Origin of the sequence: Streptomyces sp. NPDC005955, assembly GCF_042871255.1 — a bacterium.
Classification (GTDB): Bacteria; Actinomycetota; Actinomycetes; order Streptomycetales; family Streptomycetaceae; genus Streptomyces.
This window is the reverse complement of sequence record NZ_JBIAIF010000002.1, coordinates 223,822-243,362: the sequence shown is the minus strand read 5'-3', so window position 1 is coordinate 243,362 and position 19,541 is coordinate 223,822. Positions and strand designations below refer to the sequence as shown.

Genomic DNA, 19,541 nt, shown 5'->3' with positions numbered 1-19,541 from the left:
CCGCCTCAGCCCGCCGCCGTGCGCAGCACGTCCCGCTGGGCCGTGACGAACGCCGCCCCCACCACGGCCCCGTGCCCCGGCACGTACCGCCCGGTCGGCCCGCCGAGCGCCAGCACCCGGTCCAATGCGCCCGGCCACGCCGCCGGGTGGGCGTCGGGCCCCGCCTGCGGCTCCCCGGACTCCTCGACGAGATCGCCGCAGAACACCACCGGCGGTTCCCCGGCGACGACCACGACCAGGTCCTGCCCGGTGTGCCCGGGTCCCACGTCCGCGAGGACGACCGACACGCCCCCCAGGTCCAGGGCCAGCGTCCCCGACACCTCCACCCCGGGCGCGCGCAGCGCCCCGGCCGCCGCCGCGGCCGCACCGGGGTCGACCCCGTACCGCACCGCGTCGTCCCGCAGTTCCTCCCGCCCCGCGACCAGCAGCGCACCGACGCCGGCCGCCCCGTACACCGTCGCCCCGGGGAACGCCGGCGCGCCGAGGACGTGGTCGAAGTGCGGATGGGTCAGCGCGAGGTGCGTGACGCGCCCGCCGCCGAGCAGCCGCTCGGCCTGCTCCCGCAGCTCGGCGCCCTCCCGCAGGGTGGAGCCCGCGTCCACCAGCAGGGCCGCCCGTTCGCCCGCGACCAGCCCGACCGTGCAGTCCCAGCCGGGCAGCCGCCGCCGTCCCGTCCGGGGCCCGATCCGCTCCCAGCCCTCCGCCGCCCAGGGGATGTCCCGTGTCGTCCGCATACCGTGACGCTAGGTCATGGCCGGCGGGCGCGCGGCTCCGCCCCGGACCCGGCGGGCGGCCGGCCGGGACGCGTGGCCGGACGACGCGGCGCAGTGGCTCGTGACACGGCCTTGCTACGTGCGTACCCACCGGCCGTACACTTGGCTGGGAACGCTGGCACTCGACTGTCATGAGTGCCAGGAACCGTTCCGCGGAGCCGGGTCGGACCCGCGCCGGCGCAGAGGGAACCAGAGGAACGGGAGGTGCGCGGTGCTCAGTGAACGCAGGCTGGAAGTGTTGCGCGCCATCGTCCAGGACTACGTCGGCACGGAGGAGCCGGTCGGCTCCAAGGCGCTGACCGAACGGCACCGTCTGGGTGTCTCCCCGGCCACGGTCCGTAACGACATGGCGGCACTGGAGGAGGAGGGGTTCATCGCCCAGCCGCACACCAGTGCGGGGCGCATCCCCACCGACAAGGGGTACCGCCTGTTCGTGGACAAGTTGGCCGGGGTCAAGCCGATGACGGCCCCTGAACGCCGGGCCATCCACCACTTCCTCGACGGGGCGGTGGACCTCGACGACGTCGTGGGCCGCACGGTCCGGCTGCTGGCGCAGCTGACCCGGCAGGTCGCCGTGGTGCAGTACCCGTCCCTGACCCGTTCGACGGTGCGGCACGTGGAACTGCTGTCGCTGGCCCCGGCCCGGGTGATGCTCGTCCTGATCACCGACACCGGTCGGGTGGAGCAGCGGATGGTGGACTGCCCGGCTCCGTTCGGCGAGACCTCGCTCGCGGATCTGCGGGCGCGGCTCAACAGCCGGGTCGCGGGTCGTCGGTTCGCCGACGTGCCGCAACTGGTGCAGGACCTGCCCGAGGTGTTCGACACCGAGGACCGGGGCAGTGTCTCGACCATCCTCTCCACTCTGCTGGAGACGCTGGTCGAGGAGACCGAGGAGCGGTTGATGATCGGCGGTACCGCCAACCTCACCCGCTTCGGACATGACTTCCCCCTCATGATCCGGCCCGTCCTGGAGGCGTTGGAGGAGCAGGTCGTCCTCCTCAAGCTCCTCGGCGAGGCGGAGTATTCGGGCATGACCGTAAGGATCGGTCACGAGAACGCCCATGAGGGGCTCAACTCCACGTCCGTCGTGTCGGTGGGCTACGGTTCGGGCGGCGAGGCAGTCGCCAAGCTCGGCGTGGTCGGCCCGACCCGCATGGACTACCCGGGAACGATGGGAGCAGTACGCGCAGTGGCACGTTACGTCGGACAGATCCTGGCGGAGTCGTAAGTGGCCACGGACTACTACGCCGTACTAGGCGTACGCCGCGACGCGTCCCAGGACGAGATCAAGAAGGCGTTCCGGAGGCTCGCGCGCGAGCTGCATCCGGACGTCAACCCCGATCCGAAGACCCAGGAGCGGTTCAAGGAGATCAACGCCGCCTACGAGGTGTTGTCGGACCCGCAGAAGAAGCAGGTCTACGACCTCGGCGGCGATCCGCTGTCCCAGGCGGGCGGTGGACCCGGCGGCTTCGGCGCCGGTGGCTTCGGAAACTTCTCCGACATCATGGACGCCTTCTTCGGAACGGCGTCCCAGCGCGGTCCCCGATCCCGCACCCGGCGCGGTCAGGACGCGATGATCCGGCTGGAGGTGGAGCTGGACGAGGCGGCCTTCGGGACCACCAAGGACATCCAGGTCGACACCGCCGTCGTCTGCAACACCTGCAACGGCGAGGGCGCGGCGCCCGGCACCAGTGCCCAGACCTGTGACATGTGTCGCGGTCGGGGCGAGGTGTCGCAGATGACCCGGTCGTTCCTCGGCCAGGTCATGACCTCGCGTCCGTGTCCCCAGTGCCAGGGCTTCGGCACGGTCGTGCCCACCCCGTGCCCGGAGTGCGCGGGCGACGGCCGGGTCCGTTCCCGTCGCACCCTGACGGTGAAGATCCCGGCCGGTGTCGACAACGGCACCCGCATCCAGCTCGCGGGCGAGGGCGAGGTCGGCCCCGGCGGCGGCCCCGCCGGTGACCTGTACGTCGAGATCCACGAGCTGCCGCACGCGGTCTTCCAGCGGCGCGGCGACGATCTGCACTGCACGGTGACGCTGCCGATGACGGCGGCCTCGCTGGGCACCAAGGTGCCGTTGGAGACCCTGGACGGCATGGAGGAGATCGACATCCGGCCCGGTACCCAGTCCGGCCAGTCGATCCCCTTGCACGGTCGGGGCGTGACGCATCTGCGGGGCGGCGGTCGGGGCGACCTGATCGTCCACGTCGAGGTGCAGACCCCGTCCAAGCTCGACGCCGAGCAGGAGCGGTTGTTGCGGGAGCTGGCGAAGCTGCGCGGTGAGGAGCGCCCCATCGGTCAGTTCCAGCCAGGTCAGCAGGGGCTGTTCTCCCGGTTGAAGGACGCGTTCAACGGTCGCTGACGCGGTGCGTCCCGGCGACCGCATCGCCACCCTCCGTAGTGGGTCACCCCCGTCCCGGTTCTCGTCCGGGCGGGGGTCGCCCATGCAACGGTGCGCCAACGCTAGGGGTGTTGGGGAATTGGCGAACAATCGCCGCTCCCGAGCTGGTGCAACCCTCAAGCACCGCTCTGACCAGCACAGGTGTGCTCCCGTCGATGATCCACCCGTATCCACACACGGCCGGAATATGCCAGATGTACGGCTGGATTCGGACTTGTGTGGAGGACGTGACAACATGCCGTCATGTCCTCCGCACTGACCGATCTCCTTCCGTGCCCGATCGTGCAGGCCCCGATGGCGGGCGGGGTGTCCCGGCCGCAGCTGGCCGCAGCCGTGTCCGAAGCGGGCGGACTGGGGTTCCTCGCCGCCGGTTACAAGACGGCCGACGGCATGTACCAGGAGATCAAGCAGGTGCGGAGCCTGACGTCCCTCCCCTTCGGCGTGAACGTCTTCATGCCCCAACCCGAGTACGCGGACCCGGCGGTCGTCGACGTCTACGGCCATCAGCTCGCCGGTGAGTCCGGCTGGTACGACACCGAGCTCGGGGACCCCGACAGCGGCCGGGACGACGGCTACGACGCCAAGCTCGCGATCCTCCTCGACGACCCCGTACCCGTGGTCTCCTTCCACTTCGGCTGTCCGACCCGCGAGGTCATCGCCGCCCTCCGCAAGGCGGGCACCCTCACCCTCGTCACCGCGACCACCGTCGAGGAGGCGCGGACCGTCGCCTGGTCCGGCGCCGACGGGGTGATCGCCCAGGGCATCGAGGCGGGCGGCCACCAGGGCACCCACCGGGACAGCCTCGACAACGACGGCACCGGACTCGGACTGCTCGCCCTCGTCACCCAGGTCCGGGAGAACGTGGAGATCCCCGTCATCGCCGCCGGGGGGCTGATGCGCGGCGCCCAGATCGCCGCCGTGCTCGCCGCCGGGGCCGATGCCGCGCAACTCGGCACGGCCTTCCTGCCCACCCCCGAGTCCGGCGCCCACCTGATGCACAAACAGGCGCTCACCAACCCCCTGTTCACCCGCACCGAGATCACCCGCGCGTTCACCGGGCGCCCCGCGCGCGGCCTGGTCAACCGCTTCCTGCGCGAGCACGGCCGCTACGCCCCCGCCGCGTACCCCCAGGTCCACCACCTCACCGGCCCGCTGCGCAAGGCCGCCGCCAAGGCCGCCGACCCGCAGGGCATGGCCCTGTGGGCGGGCCAGGGCCACCGGCTCGCCCGGGAGATGCCCGCGGGGGACCTGGTCGAGGTGCTGTGGGCGGAAGCCGCGGACGCCGTCGACACCCTGGCCGTCGGGAGGGCCTCGTGACCGCACCCGTTTTCGTCGTCCCCCGTCTCGACGACCTCGACGCCCCCGGCGGGCGTTTCGTCCTCGACGGCCCCGAAGGACGGCACGCCGTGTCCGTGAAGCGGCTGCGGGCCGGTGAGGACGTCGTCCTCACCGACGGGCGGGGACGTTGGGCGGACTGCGTCGTCACCGGCTCCGAGGGCAAGGACCGACTGCTCGTGCACGTCACCGCGTCCCACGAGGAACCGCCCCCGGCGCCGCGGCTCACCGTCGTCCAGGCCCTGCCCAAGGGGGACCGGGGCGAACTCGCGGTGGAGACCATGACGGAGACCGGCGTCGACGCGATCGTCCCGTGGGCCGCCGCCCGCTGCGTCACCCAGTGGCGCGGCGACCGGGGCGCGCGGGCCCTCGCCAAGTGGCGGGCCACCGCCCGGGAGTCGGGCAAGCAGTCCCGGCGGGTGCGTTTCGCCGAGGTGGCGGACGTCATGACCACGAAGCAGGTCGCTGCGCTGCTGGCCGCTGCTGACTTCGCGGGCGTCCTGCACGAGGACCAGCACCACGGCAGTGCGCCCTTCGCCGGCGCTGAACTCCCCGGCGCCGGGGAGATCGTCCTCGTCGTCGGTCCCGAAGGTGGTGTCTCTCCCGAGGAGTTGGCGGCTTTTGCCGGGGCGGGCGCGGGTACGTATCGGCTGGGGCCGAGCGTGTTGCGGACTTCCACTGCTGGCACGGTGGGGGCTGCGTTGGTGCTGGGGCGCACGGGGCGCTGGTCCTGAGGGGCGCGCCCCTCAGCCCGTACGTCCCGCTGCGCGTGCGCTGTTCTGCGCGGTGCGCTGGCGTTTCGCGCAGTTCCTCGCGCCCCTGATCTGCGTGCGTTCCGCTGCGCGTGCGTTGTTCTGTGCGGTGCGCTGGGGGTTTTGCGCAGTTCCTCGCGCCCCTGAGCTGGGTGCGTCCCGCTGCGCGTGCGTTTTTTGCGGGGTGCGCTGGGGTTTCGCGCAGTTCCCCGCGCCCCTGATTCCCGTGCGTTCTGGCGTGGGTGCGTTGTTCTGTGCGGTGCGTTGGGGGGTTGCGCAGTTCCCCGCGCCCCTGGGCTGGGTGCGTTCCGTTGCGCGTGCGTTGTTTTGCGGGGTGCGTAGTTCCTTGCGTTCCTGAGGTGGGTGCGCTCCTGTGGAGGGCAGCGGGAGGGTGTGGAAGCGCGACGCGCCGGCCGTGCCTTTGAATGTGATCGAAACCGGTGACCTGGGAACCCACCGCTGCCTAGGGTGATCGGGTGACTCAGTCTGCGTACTTCCGGTACCCGCATGTCCACGGCGAGTTGATCGCCTTCACGGCAGAGGACGACGTCTGGATCGCACCACTCGACGGTGGGCGTGCCTGGCGGGTAAGCGCCGACAACGTGCCCGTGAACCATCCGCGGATCTCCCCGGACGGCACCACGGTCGCCTGGACCTCCACCCGTGACGGCGCCCCCGAAGTCCATCTGGCGCCCGTCGACGGCGGCCCGTCCCGCCGACTCACCCACTGGGGCGGCTCCCGCACCACCGTCCGCGGCTGGACCGACGACGGTCGGGTCCTCGTCCTCGGCGCCCACGACCAGGCGAGCTTCCGCCGCAGTTGGGCCCGCGCCGTCCCGCTCGACGGCGGCCCCGCCGAGACCCTGCCGCACGGCCCCGTCGGCGACGTCGTGACCGGACCCGGTGGTCGGACGGTGCTCCTCTCCGCGGGGAAGAACCGCGAAGCCGCCTGGTGGAAGCGGTACCGGGGCGGCACCGCGGGCAAGTTGTGGATCGACCCCAGCGGCGACGGCACGTTCGTCCGCCTCCACGCCGACCTCGACGGCAACATCGAGTACCCCGTCCGCGTGGGGGAGCGGATCGCGTTCCTCTCCGACCACGAGGGCGTCGGCGCCGTGTACTCTTCCCTCGCCGACGGCACCGACCTGCGCCGCCACACCCCCCTCGACGGCTTCTACGCCCGGCACGCCGCCGGCGACGGCACCCGCCTCGTCTACGCCAGCGCCGGTGAACTCCTGCTCCTGGAAGACCTGTCGGGCGCCGCGCCCCGCCGTCTCGACGTCCGCCTCGGCGGCCAGCGCACCGACCTCCAGCCGCACCCCGTCAGCGCCGAACGCTGGTTCGGCGCCGCCTCCCCCGACCACACCGGACGCGGCAGCGCGGTGTCGGTGCGCGGCTCGGTCCACTGGGTGACCCACCGCGAGGGACCGGCCCGCGCCCTCGCCGCCGAGCCGGGCGTGCGGGCCAGGATGCCGCGCACCTTCCGGGCGGACGGCGAGGAACACGTCGTCTGGGTCACCGACGCGCCGGGCGAGGACGCACTGGAGTTCGCCCCCGCCACCGGCGCCCTGCTGCCCGACGGCCCGGCCCACCCCGACCCCTCCGACCCGGCTCGCTCAGACCCGGCTCGCTCAGACCCGGCGGACTCCGGACCCGCCGACGGCACCACCGCCCCTGCCACCACCGGCACCGCGCGTCCGCCCCGTCGCATCGGCGCCGGTGAACTCGGCCGGGTCATGGCGCTCGCCGTCGCCCCCGACGGCTCCCGCGCCGCGGTCGCCGCGCACGACGGCCGCGTCCTGCTGGTGGAGCGGACCAGCGGCGAGGTCCGCGAGATCGACCGCGGCGAGCACGGCGACGCCTCCGGCCTCGCCTTCTCCCCCGACTCGGCCTGGCTGGTCTGGTCGCACGCCGGCCCCGGCCCGCTGCGGCAGTTGAAACTCGCCCACACCGCCGACGGGACCGTCACCGAGGCCACCCCGCTGCGGTTCCGTGACTACGCGCCCGCGTTCACCGCCGACGGCAAGCACCTCGCGTTCCTCTCCGCCCGGGCCTTCGACCCCGTCTACGACGAGCACGTCTTCGACCTCGTCTTCGTCGACGGCTCCCGCCCGCACCTGATCACCCTCGCCGCCACCACCCCGTCCCCGTTCGGACCGCAGCGCCACGGCCGCCCCTTCGAGACGCCCGACAAGGACGAGACCCCGGACAGCGAAGGCGCCCCCACCACCCGCATCGACCTCGAAGGGCTCGCCGACCGCATCGTCCCCTTCCCCGTGGAGTCCGGCCGCTACTCCACCCTCCGCGCGGCGAAGGACGGCGTCCTGTGGCTGCGCCACCCCGTGGTGGGCGTCCTCGGCACGGCCCGCGCCACCCCGGACGACCCGCACCCCAAGGCCGACCTGGAGCGCTACGACCTGGTCCAACGCCGGATGGAACACCTCGCGTCCGACGCCGACCACTTCGCCGTCACCGGCGACGGCAAACGCGTCCTGCTGTGGACGGACGGCAAGCTGAAGGTCGTCCCCAGCGACCGGCGCGCCCCCTCCGACGAGGACGGCGACGCCCACCTCACCGTGGACCTCTCCCGGGTGCGCCACCAGATCGACCCGGCCGCCGAATGGCGCCAGATGTACGCGGAGACCGGCCGGTTGATGCGCGACCACTTCTGGCGGGCCGACCTCGGCGGCGTCGACTGGGACGCCGTCCTCGACCGCTACCGGCCCGTCCTCGACCGGGTCGCCACCCACGACGACCTGGTCGACCTGCTGTGGGAGGTGCACGGCGAACTCGGCACCTCCCACGCCTACGTCATGCCGGGCGGCGGCTGGGGCCACGGCGACGCCCAGGGCCTGCTCGGCGCCGACCTCTCCCGGCACCCCGACGGACGGTGGCGCATCGACCGGGTGCTGCCCTCCGAGACCTCCGACCCGCGGGCCCGCTCCCCGCTCGCCGCACCCGGGGTGGCCGTCCGCAGCGGAGACGCCGTCCTCGCCGTCGGCGGACACCCGGTGGACCCGGTCACCGGCCCCGCCCCGCTGCTCGCCGGCACCGCGGGCAAACCCGTGGAACTCACCGTGCTCCCCGCCGCGGGCGGCGCCCCGCGGCACGTCGTGGTTGTCCCGCTGGACGACGAGGGGCCGCTGCGCTACCACGCCTGGGTCGCCGACCGCCGCGCCCACGTCCTGGAACGGTCCGGCGGGCGCCTCGGCTACCTCCACGTCCCGGACATGATGGCCCCGGGCTGGGCCCAGATCCACCGGGACCTGCGGCTGGAGGTCATCCGCGAGGGCCTGATCGTGGACGTCCGCGAGAACCGGGGCGGCCACACCTCGCAACTCGTCGTGGAGAAGCTGGCCCGGCGGATCATCGGCTGGGACCTGCCCCGCGGTCAGCGCCCGGTGAGCTACCCGCAGGACGCCCCGCGCGGCCCGGTGGTCGCCGTTGCCGACGAGTTCTCCGGCTCCGACGGCGACATCGTGAACGCCGCGATCAAGGCCCTCGGCATCGGCCCGGTCGTCGGCACCCGCACCTGGGGCGGCGTCGTCGGCATCGACAGCCGCTACCGGCTCGTCGACGGCACCCTCGTCACCCAACCCAAGTACGCCTTCTGGCTGGAGGGCCAGGGCTGGGAGGTCGAGAACCACGGCGTCGACCCGGACGTCGAGGTCGTCCAGGCCCCGCAGGACCACGCGGCAGGCCGCGACCGGCAGTTGGACGAGGCCGTCCGGATCGCCCTCGACGCCCTCGCCCGGCACCCCGCGAAGACGCCGCCGCCCCTCCCGTAGCGGTCCGGCGCCCTGGCGGCGGGCCGGCCACCGATAGCATGCCCCCGTACCCGGCACCGCCGGGGCGCACGCCCGACCCCGACCCGTGAGGAGACGTGAGCGACGTGACCGACGTGGCTGGACAGCCGCAGGACGACTGCCTGTTCTGCAAGATCGTGGCCGGCGAAGTGCCCGCGACGATCGTCCGGGAGACCGAGACCACGGTCGCCTTCCAGGACATCAACCCCCAGGCACCGACCCACGTCCTGGTCATCCCGCGGGTCCACTACCCGGACGCGGCCTCGCTCGCCGCGGCCGCGCCCGAGGTCGCCGCGGACGTGCTGCGGGAGGCCGGACAGGTCGCCGCCGCGCACGACACGCAGAGCTACCGCATCGTCTTCAACACCGGCTCCGGCGCCGGGCAGACCGTCTTCCACGCCCATGCGCACGTCCTGGCGGGCCGCGGCCTCCAGTGGCCCCCCGGCTGAACCGTGTCCGCCCGTGAACTCGTCGTCCTCGGCACGGCCAGCCAAGTACCCACGCGACACCGCAACCACAACGGCTACCTGCTGCGCTGGGACGGCGAGGGCATCCTGTTCGACCCGGGCGAGGGCACCCAGCGGCAGATGCTGCGGGCCGGGGTCGCCGCGCACGACATCAACCGGATCTGCGTCACGCACTTCCACGGCGACCACTCGCTCGGCCTCGCCGGGGTGATCCAACGCATCAACCTCGACCGGGTCCCGCACCCCGTCACCTGCCACTACCCGGCCTCGGGGCAACGCTTCTTCGACCGGCTGCGCTACGCCACCGCCTACCGCGAGACCGTGCAGCTGACCGAGGCGCCCGCCGCCGCCGACGGCGTGCTCGCGGACCCCGGCCCGTACCGTCTGGAGACCGCGAGGCTCTCCCACCCCGTCGAGTCCTTCGGCTACCGCCTCGTCGAACCGGACGGCCGTCGGATGCTGCCCGCGCTCCTCGCCGAGCGCGGGATCGGCGGCCCGGACGTGGGCCGACTGCAACGGGACGGCGAACTGCGGGGCGTCCACCTGGACGAGGTCAGCGAGGTGCGGCGCGGCCAACGGTTCGCGTTCGTCATGGACACCCGGCTGTGCGACGGGGTGCACGCCCTGGCCGAGGGGTGCGACCTGCTCGTCATCGAGTCGACGTTCCTCACGAGCGAGGAGTCCCTGGCGGTGGAGCACGGCCACCTGACCGCGGCGCAGGCCGCCCGGGTCGCCGCCGCGGCAGGGGTGCGGCACCTGGTCCTCACCCACTTCAGCCAGCGCTACGCCGACCCCGCCGCGTTCGAGGCGGAGGCCCGCGCCGCCGGGTTCACCGGGGAGCTGACCGTCGCCGCGGACCTGACCAGGGTGGCGCTGCCGAAGCGGTAGGCGACGCCCGGCCCCCGGGCCCGTCTCACATGCTGAGCCGCCCGACCCCCGGGTACTGGTCAAGACGTTTACCTGCACGTCACACTTACCTTGCCCCGAGCACGGCAACGGCGCCGAGCGCTCATGGACGCACCGGACCGGGCGAGCCGCAATCCCCACCGATCCGGTGACAGCCGCGCAAGGAAGGCCCCTCTGTGACGACGCGATCCGACATGCAGAACGTACTCGGCGACATCCTCACCGAGATCGAACAGCGCAACCCCGCCCAGCCCGAGTTCCACCAGGCCGCCCACGAGGTCCTGGAGACCCTGGCGCCGGTCCTCGCGGTGCGCCCCGAGTACGCCGAGGCGGGCATCGTGGAGCGGCTGTGCGAGCCGGAGCGGCAGATCATGTTCCGGGTGCCGTGGCAGGACGACCGCGGGCGGGTCCGGGTCAACCGCGGCTTCCGCGTCGAGTTCAACAGCGCGCTGGGCCCCTACAAGGGCGGGCTGCGCTTCCACTCCTCGGTCAACCTGGGAGTCGTCAAGTTCCTGGGCTTCGAGCAGGTCTTCAAGAACGCGCTGACCGGCCTCGGCATCGGCGGCGGCAAGGGCGGCAGCGACTTCGACCCGCACGGGCGCAGCGACGCCGAGGTCATGCGCTTCTGCCAGTCCTTCATGACGGAGCTGTACCGGCACATCGGCGAACACACCGACGTGCCGGCGGGTGACATCGGCGTCGGCGGCCGCGAGATCGGGTACCTCTTCGGCCAGTACCGCCGCATCACCAACCGCTGGGAGGCCGGCGTCCTCACCGGCAAGGGCCGCGGCTGGGGCGGCTCGCTGATCCGCCCGGAGGCCACCGGGTACGGCAACGTGCTGTTCGCCGGGGCGATGCTGCGCGAACGCGGTGAGGACCTGGAGGGCCAGACCGCGGTGGTCTCGGGCTCCGGCAACGTCGCGATCTACACCATCGAGAAGCTGCACGCCCTCGGGGCGAACCCGGTGACCTGCTCGGACTCCTCCGGGTACGTCGTCGACGACAAGGGCATCGACCTGGAACTGCTGAAGCAGATCAAGGAGGTCGAGCGGGGCCGCGTCGACGCGTACGCCGCGCGCCGGGGCGCCTCGGCCCGTTTCGTGCCCGGTGGACGCGTCTGGGACGTGCCCGCCGACGTCGCGCTGCCCTCGGCCACCCAGAACGAGTTGGACGACGCCGCGGCGGCCGTACTGGTCCGCAACGGCGTGAAGGCGGTCTCCGAGGGCGCGAACATGCCGACGACGCCCGCGGCCGTCCACCTGTTCCAGCAGGCGGGCGTCGCCTTCGGCCCCGGCAAGGCGGCCAATGCGGGCGGCGTCGCGGTCAGTGCGCTGGAGATGGCGCAGAACCACGCCCGTACGTCCTGGTCGGCGCGGCGGGTCGAGGATGAGTTGACGCACATCATGAACGACATCCACGCCACCTGCCACGAGACCGCCGAGCGGTACGGCGCCCCCGGCGACTACGTGACGGGCGCGAACATCGCGGGCTTCGAGCGGGTCGCCGACGCGATGCTGGCACAGGGCGTCATCTGACGCCGGCCCGGCTGACCCGCCCCGACTGACCGGCTCCTGGTTGACGGCCCCGGTTGACCGGCTCCCGGCTCGGGTCCCGCCGGGGGCCGGTCAGCCGGGGGCGTCCGTTCCCGCCGGCCCCCGGTCCGGCTTGCGGGTCGCGCCCTGCACCGTGCGGGCGTGCCCGTAGCCGGCGGGCGCGGAGGCGGGCCCGGCGGCCGGCGGAGCGGGCAGGGCGGGGGAGCGGTAGAGGTAGCCCGTGCCGCGGACCGAGACGAGGGAATCGCCCCCCACCGGTGTCGCGTCGAGCTTGCCGCGCAACCGGGAGACGGTGAACTTGACCCGGTCGCGGGCGCCCGGGTCCGCGGTGCCCCAGCCCACTTCGAGCAGCGTCGCGAAGCGCTGCACGGTCCCCGCGTGGCGCACCAGCCGGTCGAGCACCCGGAACTCGCTCCCGGACAGGGCCAGGGGGGAGCCCGCGGTCCACGCCTGGAGCCGCGGCGAGTCCAGCCGGAGCAGCCCGTCGTCGAACACGTCCCCCTGCCGGCGCTCCGTCGCCCGGTAGCGGTACAGCACCCGTCTGATGCGGGCGCCGATCTCCCTGCCGTGACACGGCTTGACGATGTAGTCGTCCGCGCCGTTCTCCAGGCCGACCACCACGTCGACGGGGTCGCTGCGGGCCGTCAGATGGATGACCGGGACGTCACTGACCGCACGCAGCCGGCGCAGTACTTCGAACCCGTCCAGGTCCGGCAGCATGACGTCGAGCAGGACCAGGTCGGGGCTCTGCAAGTAGGCGCTGCGCAGCCCGGCGCGGCCGGTGCCCTCGGCCAGGACCTCGTACCCCTGGCGCTTCAGCGAGATGCGCAGCGCCTCGCGGACCGCGTCGTCGTCCTCGATCAGCAGCACGCGGGACGGGCGGGACGGCCCCGCCCCGGACCGGGCGGGCGGCTCGGTGCGCGGACGGGGCGGCTCGGCGGAGACGGGCCGGGGCGTCGTCACGAGTTCGGAGGCCGGCACCTGTTGGTCCATCAGGTACTGGGCCGTCACGGAGTGGCACGCGGAGCAGAACCGGAACGGCGTCCCGCTGACGACCAGCGTGTGCTCGGCCGGTCGCGGGCAGCGCCGGCCGGCCAACTCCGCCGTACAGGGCCCGCCGTCCCGGAGCCGGAGGGCGGCCTCGCGGGCGCGGGCCCGCCGTCCCGCCGAGCGGCAGGTGCTGGAGCAGTACTGGCGGGGGCGCCCCGAGGTACGCGCAGGGGGCAGGACGCCACCACAGGTGCGGCACGAACCCACTGGTGCGGACACGGCTGATGACCCCTCTCACCCGGCACGAAACACGTTTCGTGCTCCCGGTCGGAAACGGTGCACGGACACTCCTTGGCCTTTGCCGCCGGATGCGGTTACCTGGAAGGGCCGTACGGAGAACAAGTACAGGGTCCGACCGCTGATCGACGGCCGGACCCCGGTGCCGCGGTCGTTCGAGCTTGCCGGCGTTGACGACCACGTCATCCACCGCGGTGAGTGCCCTCGCCGCAACGGCGAGGGCCTGCCCGTCGGTGAGGGTTCGCGACCGCACCCACCCGCACGGCACGGTACGCGCCCCCTTCCGCCGCGCAGGCCGTGGAGCACCCACGAACGGCCACCACCTCCGGGACGACGGGGACCGGATCGAGCCGAGACCGTCGTCCGGCGCGGCCCCCTGCGTGTCGCCCCCGCACCGACCGTGCGCATCGAGATCCCCCTTTCGACGGCGCTCGCGGACCTTCACGGGCCGTCGCGACACGCATGCGGCGGTCGGGCCGTGAAAGCAGGTATCGGACGCGTCGTGATCGGCGTGACGGGGTGGTTGCCTTCCACGGTCCCGTGCGGGACGACGGGCCGGCAAGCACACGCAATCAAGGTAGTCACGGGAGCGGGGGCGCCCGTCACGGTCCGTAGACGCTCCCGCCGGCCTCCCCGGGGGTATTAATTAAGTGACCGGTCAATATAAGATTCGATCCATGCGAACCGTGAACCCGGCCCAGCGCGCCGCCAAGCGCAAGGCGCTGCTCGACGCCGCGGCCGTCTGCTTCGCCGAACGCGGATACGAGGCGACCCGCACCGCCGACATCTGCGCGGCCGTCGGCATGAGCTCCGGCAACCTCTTCCACTACTTCCGGTCCAAACACGAGGTCCTGCTCGCCCTGGTGGAGCGCGACGGCGCGGAAACCGCCGCCTCGGTCGCCGAACTGGCCCTGGCGGACGACCCGTTCGCCGCGCTGCTCGCCTTCCTGGAGGAGGTGTGCGCCCTGGCCGCCGACCCCGTCTTCGCGGGCCTGGCCCTGGAGGTCGCTGCCCAGGCCCACCGGGACGAGGACGTGGCCACCCGCTTCAAGGCCAACGACCGCTCCTTCCGCGACGGCCTCGCCGCCCTGGTCCGCGCCGCCGACGAAGCCGGACAGCTCCGCACCCCCCTGACCGCGGACGCGGCGGCCACCTGGCTCGCCGCCCTGGTCGACGGGGTGTTCGCCCGGGTCGCCGCCGACCCGCAGTTCCAGCCGCGCGCACAGGCACCGGTCCTGCGTCGCATGGTCACCGCACTGCTCCGCGAGGAGCACCCGGAGGGGGAAGCACCATGACGGACGTCCACGACGGCACGAGCGTCACCGGAGCGCGACACCCGCGCACGCACGCGAGCCCGGGCGCGGGATCAGAGGCGGACGCGGGCGCCGGCGCGGGAACGACGGCCGTGCGCCTCCTCAATGTGGACGCCCTGCGGGGCTTCGCCCTCTTCGGCATCCTCATCGTCAACATCTGGGCGTTCGCCGACCCGTACTACGCCGACACCACCAGCAATCCGACCTACGACTCGGGACTCGACCACGCCGTCCGGTTCACGATGTCCCTGCTCTTCGAGACCAAGTTCTACTTGCTGTTCTCCTTCCTCTTCGGCTACAGCTTCACGCTCCAGATGGGCGCCGCCGAACGGGCGGGCGCCTCGTTCCGCCCCCGCATGCTGCGCCGCCAGGCCGGCCTGCTCGTGCTCGGCCTGCTGCACGGCGCCCTGCTCTACTACGCCGAGATCCTCGCCCTGTACTCGCTGCTCGGACTGATCCTGCTGGCCTGCCGCTCCACCGCACCGGCCCGGGCGGTCAAGGTGGCGCTCGCCCTGCTCGTCACGATCAGCGTCGGCTGGCTGCTCCTCGGTCTCGCCGTCCTCGCGGACGGCGGCTCGGACGCCCCGGCCGACTCCGAAGCCGCCGACAAACTCGCCGCGTTCGGCGGGGACGCCGCGGCGACCGCGGGCTTCCACTCGGGCCACCTCGCGGAAACCTTCGTGATCCTCGTCCTGGTCCAGGGCGCCAACGCGCTCGCCATGTTCTTCCTGGGGTACGCGGCGGGCCGCCGCCAGCTCTTCGCCCGGCCTGAGCAGTACCGCACGCTGCTCCGCCGCACCCTGCTGATCGGCGGCCCCATCGGCCTCGCCGGTGCCGTCTTCTACGCGACCAGCGCCGTCTACGCCCAGGGTTCCGCCGGGGAGATCCTCGCCTTCGGCGTGGGCCAACTGACCGCCCCGCTGCTCACCGCCTCGTACGTGGTCCTCGGGCTCGCCCTGTTCCGCACCCGACCGGGCGGTGCGGTTCAGCGGGCGCTCGCCCCGCTCGGCAAGACCGCCCTGACGAACTACCTCCTCCAATCCGCCACCCTGGGCGTCCTGTTCACCGGCTACGGCTTCGGACTGGTCGACCGCCTCAGCCCGTTGACGGTCGTCGCCGTCGTCCCGCTCATCTACATGGCCCAACTCCTGCTGAGTCACTGGTGGTTGCGCACCCACCGCTACGGACCCGCCGAATGGGCCCTGCGGGCGGTCACGGTGTGGCGGATACCGACGTGGACCGCGAAGCGCTGAGCGAGGTCCCTCCGCCACGCCGAGGGGCCGGCCGGACGGACGACTGCTCCACCCGGCTGCGTCGGGCCGCGTCCCGGCGCGGCGAGGGGCCCGTGGGCGCCCGCGGGTCTATCTCTTGACGGAGAACGCACCGACGCACCGGGAGTAGCCCATGGGCCTCATCCACATCGAGCTGTTCACGACCCTGGACCTCGTCGGGCAGGCGCCCGGCGGCCCCGACGAGGACCCGGAGGGGTTCCCGTTCGGCGGCTGGCAGGCGCCCCTGATCGACGAGGTCGCCGGGGCACAGATCAGCGCCGCGTACGAAGGCACCGACGCACTGCTGCTCGGCCGGCGGACGTACGACATCTTCGCCGCCTACTGGCCGCACCAGGACGGCGACGAGTTCGCCGCCCTGTTCAACGCCGTCCCGAAGTACGTGGCCTCCCGCGGCCGGCCCGACCTCCCGTGGGCCGGGTCCGAGCTGCTCGGCCCGGACCTGGCCCGCGCGGTGCGCGAGGTCCGCGACCGCCACGAGAACGTGAAGGTGGTCGGCAGCCTGGACCTCGTGCAGACCCTGCTGCGTGAAAAGCTCTTCGACCGTCTCGACCTGTGGCTGCACCCGATCGTGCTCGGGGTGGGCAAGAAGGTGTTCGCCGACGGCGCGGTGCCCACCAACGTCACCCTGCTCGCCCCTCCGGCCGCCACCCCGAAGGGCACCGTGCACCTGCGCTACGGGCTCGCCGACGGCACGCCCGCCACGGGGGACATGAGCGCACCCGACCGGGTCAGCGGATCATGAACTCCCGGACGGCCTCCGCGCCGGCCCTGGTGTCGTAGTAGTCCGCGGCCCGCACCGACAGCATGCAGGGACCGTCCCAGGTCGGTTGCCAGGTGATCGTCCCGGTCTGGCCGTAGATCCGCTGCCACGAGGAGTATCCGCAGGCCCCGGAGAACTCCCAGATGTATCCGCCCAGTTTGCGGTCCTTGTCGGCAGGGGCGGGCTTGACCTTGACGACGAAGCTGCCGGTGCGGGGGCTGCCCTCACGGTCCACGGTCAGCTGCGGGCGGCTCGGTTCCGTCCCGTACACGGGGGCCACCCGGTTGACGGTGACGGTCCGGGAGGGCGCACCTTCCCGGCCCTGACCGTCCAGCGCCACCACGTAGTACTGGGTCCGTCCCGCCTTCGCGGCGGTGTGCCGCCCGCGCCGCTCGTACGTCTCGATGTCCGCGGCGGCCGTCCAACCGTCCGTGGTGCCCTGCCGCTGGTAGAGGCGGTAGCCGCCGACGCCCGACCCGTCGGTTCCCACCACGAGTGCGAACGCGACGACGCTGGCCGCGTCCTCGGGCGTGCCGGTCAGCTCCTCGGGGACCGGCACGTCGGCCGGGGCGACCCGCACGGCCGTCGTGCTCGCCGCCGACGAGACGTTCCCCGCCGCGTCCACGGCGAGCACCCGGTACTGCGTCGGCTGCCCGAGCACCGCGCCGCCGTCGTGGAACGAGGTGCCGGTGACGACCGTCGGGCCGTCCGGGTCCGGTGCCCCGACCGGCGAGGCGTGGACCTGGTAGCGCACGGTGTCGCGGGACGCGGACGCCTTCCAGGACACCCGGTTGCCCGCCGTGCTCCCGGTGCCCGTCAGCCCGGTGACGGGGGCGGGCGCGACCTCGTCCACGGTGACGACCTTCTGATCGGCGGTACCGGCCGACTGGTTGCCCGCCTTGTCGTGGGCGCGGACCTCGTAGTAGTACGTGGTGCCGGCCCTGGGCAGCGTGTCGGTGTACGCGGTGGCGCTCGTGGTGGTGAGCGGCCGGGCGGGGAACGGGTCGCCGGCGGCCCGCCGGAACACCCGGTAGCCGGCGAGGTCCAGCTCCTTGTTCTTCGCCCAGCTGACGCGCGCCTTGCTGCGGGTCCGGTCGTAGCCCACCGCGGGGCCCGTGGGCACCAGCGGCTTGACGCGGTCCACGCTCGCCGAAGTGCGGGGCGTGTAGGCGAACTTGACGTTCGCGGTCCCCGTCCAGTTGACGAAGTCCACCCGCAGGGTGTGCCGGCCCTTCGGCACGCTGACGTTCACCGTCTTCTTCACGGTCCGGGACACGTCCCGCCAGAGGTCGACCTTGCGGACCCCGTCCACGTACACGCGGATGCCGTCGCGCGCCTCGACGGGCAGCGAGAAGGGGCCGCCGGACCCGAAGTCACGTGTCACCGTCCAACGGACCGCGAACTTGTCCTTGGGCAGCCCGCGCGCCGGAGAACCGCTCCAGCTCTCGTTGACCGAGCTGTCGCAGTCCGTCTTCTTCGGCGCACCCGAGAACGTGGTGGTGGCGAAGAACTGCCGGGTGAACACGGGCGACGCGCAGTTCGGCGCGGCGGCGGCCGGAGCCGCCGGAACGACGGCGGTGAGCAGTCCACCCGCCACCGCGAACACCACGGCGCCGGCCGTCGTGGTGCGTCTTGCTGGGTTCATTCGTGCCTCGGTCCCTCTCGTGGCGCCCGCCGAGTGGTGGGCCCGGCAGCGCAACAGTGCTGGTATCAAGATCCAGACCTACGAGGGAGCCCCTTGGTTGTACCGCCGTGACCAGGCGCGTTCCCGCTCCCCGCCCTCCGGGGGACCCGGGCCGCCACCTGGCTGCGGACCGGTGCCGTGACAGGGTGAAGAAGTAACTGAACGGGGCACCCAACTGACCGATGGAGTGGTGATGGACCGCATGAAGGCCGTGACGCACGAGGGACCCGCCGGGCTCGCCGGTGTCGCCGTGAACGAGACGGCAGTGCCGCACGCGGGCCCCGGTGACGTCCTCGTCGAGCTGAAGGCGGCCGGACTCAACCACCGGGACCTCTTCGTCGCCGGTGCCCGGACACCGGCCGACGCCCCGCTGGTCCTGGGGGCCGACGGCGCGGGCCTCGTCGCCGAGACCGGAGCCGGGGTCACCGGTCTCACCGTGGGCGACGAGGTGATCATCAACCCCACGCTGGACTGGGACCGCGCCGTGGAGGTCCCGGAGGTGCCCGGCATCCTGGGCGGCCCGACCCAGGGCACGTTCGCGCAGTACGTGCTCGTACCGGCGCGCAACGTGCTCCCCAAGCCCGGACACCTGGACTGGGCGGAGGCCGCCGCCCTCCCGCTCTCCGCCGTCACCGCGTACCGGGCGCTCTTCACCCGCGGCGCCCTCGCCCCGGGCGAACACGTGCTGCTGCCCGGCATCGGCGGCGGGGTGGCGACGATCGCCCTCGCCATGGCCAAGGCGGCGGGCGCGACCGTCAGCGTCACCTCCCGCAGCGAGGACAAGCTCCGCCGCGCACGGGAGTCGGGCGCGGACCACACCCTGCGCAGCGACGCGGACTGGGCCGCCGAACTGGTCCGGCCGGCCGATCTGGTGGTCGACAGCATCGGATCGGCGACGTTCGCACCCGCGCTCGCCGCGCTGCGCCCGGGCGGCAGGTTCGTGACGCTGGGCGCGACGACGGGCGCGGACGTCACGCTGTCGCTGCGCGAACTGTTCTTCCGGCAGATCAGCGTGTTGGGGACCTCGATGGGCAGCGCGGAGGAGTTCCACGCGATGCTGGCGTTCGTCGCCGAACACCGTCTCCGCCCGGTCGTGCACCGGGCGTTCCCGCTGGCCGAGGGGGCGCAGGCGCTCGCCGAACTGGCCGGCGGCAGCCAGTTCGGCAAGCTGGTCCTCACCATGGAGTGAGGCCCGGGGCGATCCGCGAGACC

General features: G+C 73.0%; 15 protein-coding genes. 12 read left to right on the top strand and 3 right to left on the bottom strand.

Annotation, left to right across the window (positions count from 1 at the left end; all coding sequences use genetic code 11):
- Window positions 1-5 precede the first annotated feature (5 nt).
- Window positions 6-734 (bottom strand): MBL fold metallo-hydrolase, encoded by a 729-nt coding sequence (locus ACFYOU_RS06445; protein ID WP_391303923.1) that lies wholly within the window; start codon window positions 732-734, stop codon window positions 6-8.
- 250 nt (window positions 735-984) lie between these two features.
- Between ACFYOU_RS06445 and hrcA the strand changes: the two genes are divergently transcribed.
- The 8 genes from hrcA (at window position 985) to gdhA (ending at window position 11,975) form a co-directional block, all read left to right on the top strand.
- On the top strand, window positions 985-2,001 hold the full coding sequence (gene hrcA, locus ACFYOU_RS06440) for a heat-inducible transcriptional repressor HrcA (RefSeq protein ID WP_391303922.1): 1,017 nt from the start codon (window positions 985-987) through the stop codon (window positions 1,999-2,001).
- Window positions 2,002-3,135 (top strand): molecular chaperone DnaJ, encoded by a 1,134-nt coding sequence (dnaJ, locus tag ACFYOU_RS06435; protein ID WP_385487599.1) that lies wholly within the window; start codon window positions 2,002-2,004, stop codon window positions 3,133-3,135. It begins immediately after the preceding gene.
- 282 nt (window positions 3,136-3,417) lie between these two features.
- On the top strand, window positions 3,418-4,491 hold the full coding sequence (locus ACFYOU_RS06430; protein WP_391303921.1) for a nitronate monooxygenase: 1,074 nt from the start codon (window positions 3,418-3,420) through the stop codon (window positions 4,489-4,491).
- Window positions 4,488-5,243, top strand: coding sequence for a 16S rRNA (uracil(1498)-N(3))-methyltransferase (locus ACFYOU_RS06425; RefSeq protein ID WP_391303920.1), 756 nt, complete (start codon window positions 4,488-4,490; stop codon window positions 5,241-5,243). Before ACFYOU_RS06430 ends, ACFYOU_RS06425 begins: the two co-directional genes overlap by 4 nt.
- A 494-nt stretch (window positions 5,244-5,737) precedes the next feature.
- Window positions 5,738-9,049, top strand: a complete 3,312-nt coding sequence (locus ACFYOU_RS06420) for a S41 family peptidase (protein ID WP_391303919.1) — start codon at window positions 5,738-5,740, stop codon at window positions 9,047-9,049.
- Between the two features lie 113 nt (window positions 9,050-9,162).
- On the top strand, window positions 9,163-9,516 hold the full coding sequence (locus ACFYOU_RS06415) for a histidine triad nucleotide-binding protein (RefSeq protein ID WP_389763189.1): 354 nt from the start codon (window positions 9,163-9,165) through the stop codon (window positions 9,514-9,516).
- Window positions 9,517-9,519: 3 nt separating this feature from the next.
- The gene (locus ACFYOU_RS06410) at window positions 9,520-10,422 is read left to right on the top strand and encodes a ribonuclease Z (RefSeq protein ID WP_391303918.1); all 903 of its coding nucleotides are present in this window, start codon (window positions 9,520-9,522) and stop codon (window positions 10,420-10,422) included.
- A gap of 194 nt (window positions 10,423-10,616) precedes the next feature.
- Window positions 10,617-11,975: an NADP-specific glutamate dehydrogenase gene (gdhA, locus tag ACFYOU_RS06405; RefSeq protein ID WP_391303917.1), complete on the top strand. Its 1,359-nt coding sequence runs from the start codon at window positions 10,617-10,619 to the stop codon at window positions 11,973-11,975.
- Window positions 11,976-12,065: 90 nt separating this feature from the next.
- Here the strand turns inward: gdhA and ACFYOU_RS06400 are convergent, their stop codons facing one another.
- On the bottom strand, window positions 12,066-13,262 hold the full coding sequence (locus ACFYOU_RS06400; protein WP_391303916.1) for a response regulator: 1,197 nt from the start codon (window positions 13,260-13,262) through the stop codon (window positions 12,066-12,068).
- A gap of 695 nt (window positions 13,263-13,957) precedes the next feature.
- On the opposite strand from ACFYOU_RS06400, the gene ACFYOU_RS06395 reads away from it, so the two are divergent.
- From ACFYOU_RS06395 to ACFYOU_RS06385, 3 genes are all read left to right on the top strand, one after another.
- Window positions 13,958-14,575, top strand: coding sequence for a TetR family transcriptional regulator (locus ACFYOU_RS06395; protein WP_391303915.1), 618 nt, complete (start codon window positions 13,958-13,960; stop codon window positions 14,573-14,575).
- Window positions 14,572-15,846, top strand: a complete 1,275-nt coding sequence (locus ACFYOU_RS06390; RefSeq protein WP_391303914.1) for a DUF418 domain-containing protein — start codon at window positions 14,572-14,574, stop codon at window positions 15,844-15,846. The genes ACFYOU_RS06395 and ACFYOU_RS06390 overlap by 4 nt, the downstream gene beginning before the upstream one ends.
- A 151-nt stretch (window positions 15,847-15,997) precedes the next feature.
- Window positions 15,998-16,627, top strand: coding sequence for a dihydrofolate reductase family protein (locus ACFYOU_RS06385; protein ID WP_389763026.1), 630 nt, complete (start codon window positions 15,998-16,000; stop codon window positions 16,625-16,627).
- On the opposite strand, the gene ACFYOU_RS06380 is transcribed toward ACFYOU_RS06385, so the two are convergent.
- Entirely contained in the window at window positions 16,614-18,290 is a 1,677-nt protein-coding gene (locus ACFYOU_RS06380; protein ID WP_391303913.1) for a PA14 domain-containing protein, read from the bottom strand. The genes ACFYOU_RS06385 and ACFYOU_RS06380 overlap by 14 nt on opposite strands.
- Window positions 18,291-18,522: 232 nt before the next feature.
- Here ACFYOU_RS06380 and ACFYOU_RS06375 point away from each other — a divergent pair, with 232 nt between their 5' ends.
- Window positions 18,523-19,518: a zinc-binding dehydrogenase gene (locus ACFYOU_RS06375; RefSeq protein ID WP_391303912.1), complete on the top strand. Its 996-nt coding sequence runs from the start codon at window positions 18,523-18,525 to the stop codon at window positions 19,516-19,518.
- The last annotated feature ends 23 nt before the right edge of the window (window positions 19,519-19,541 follow it).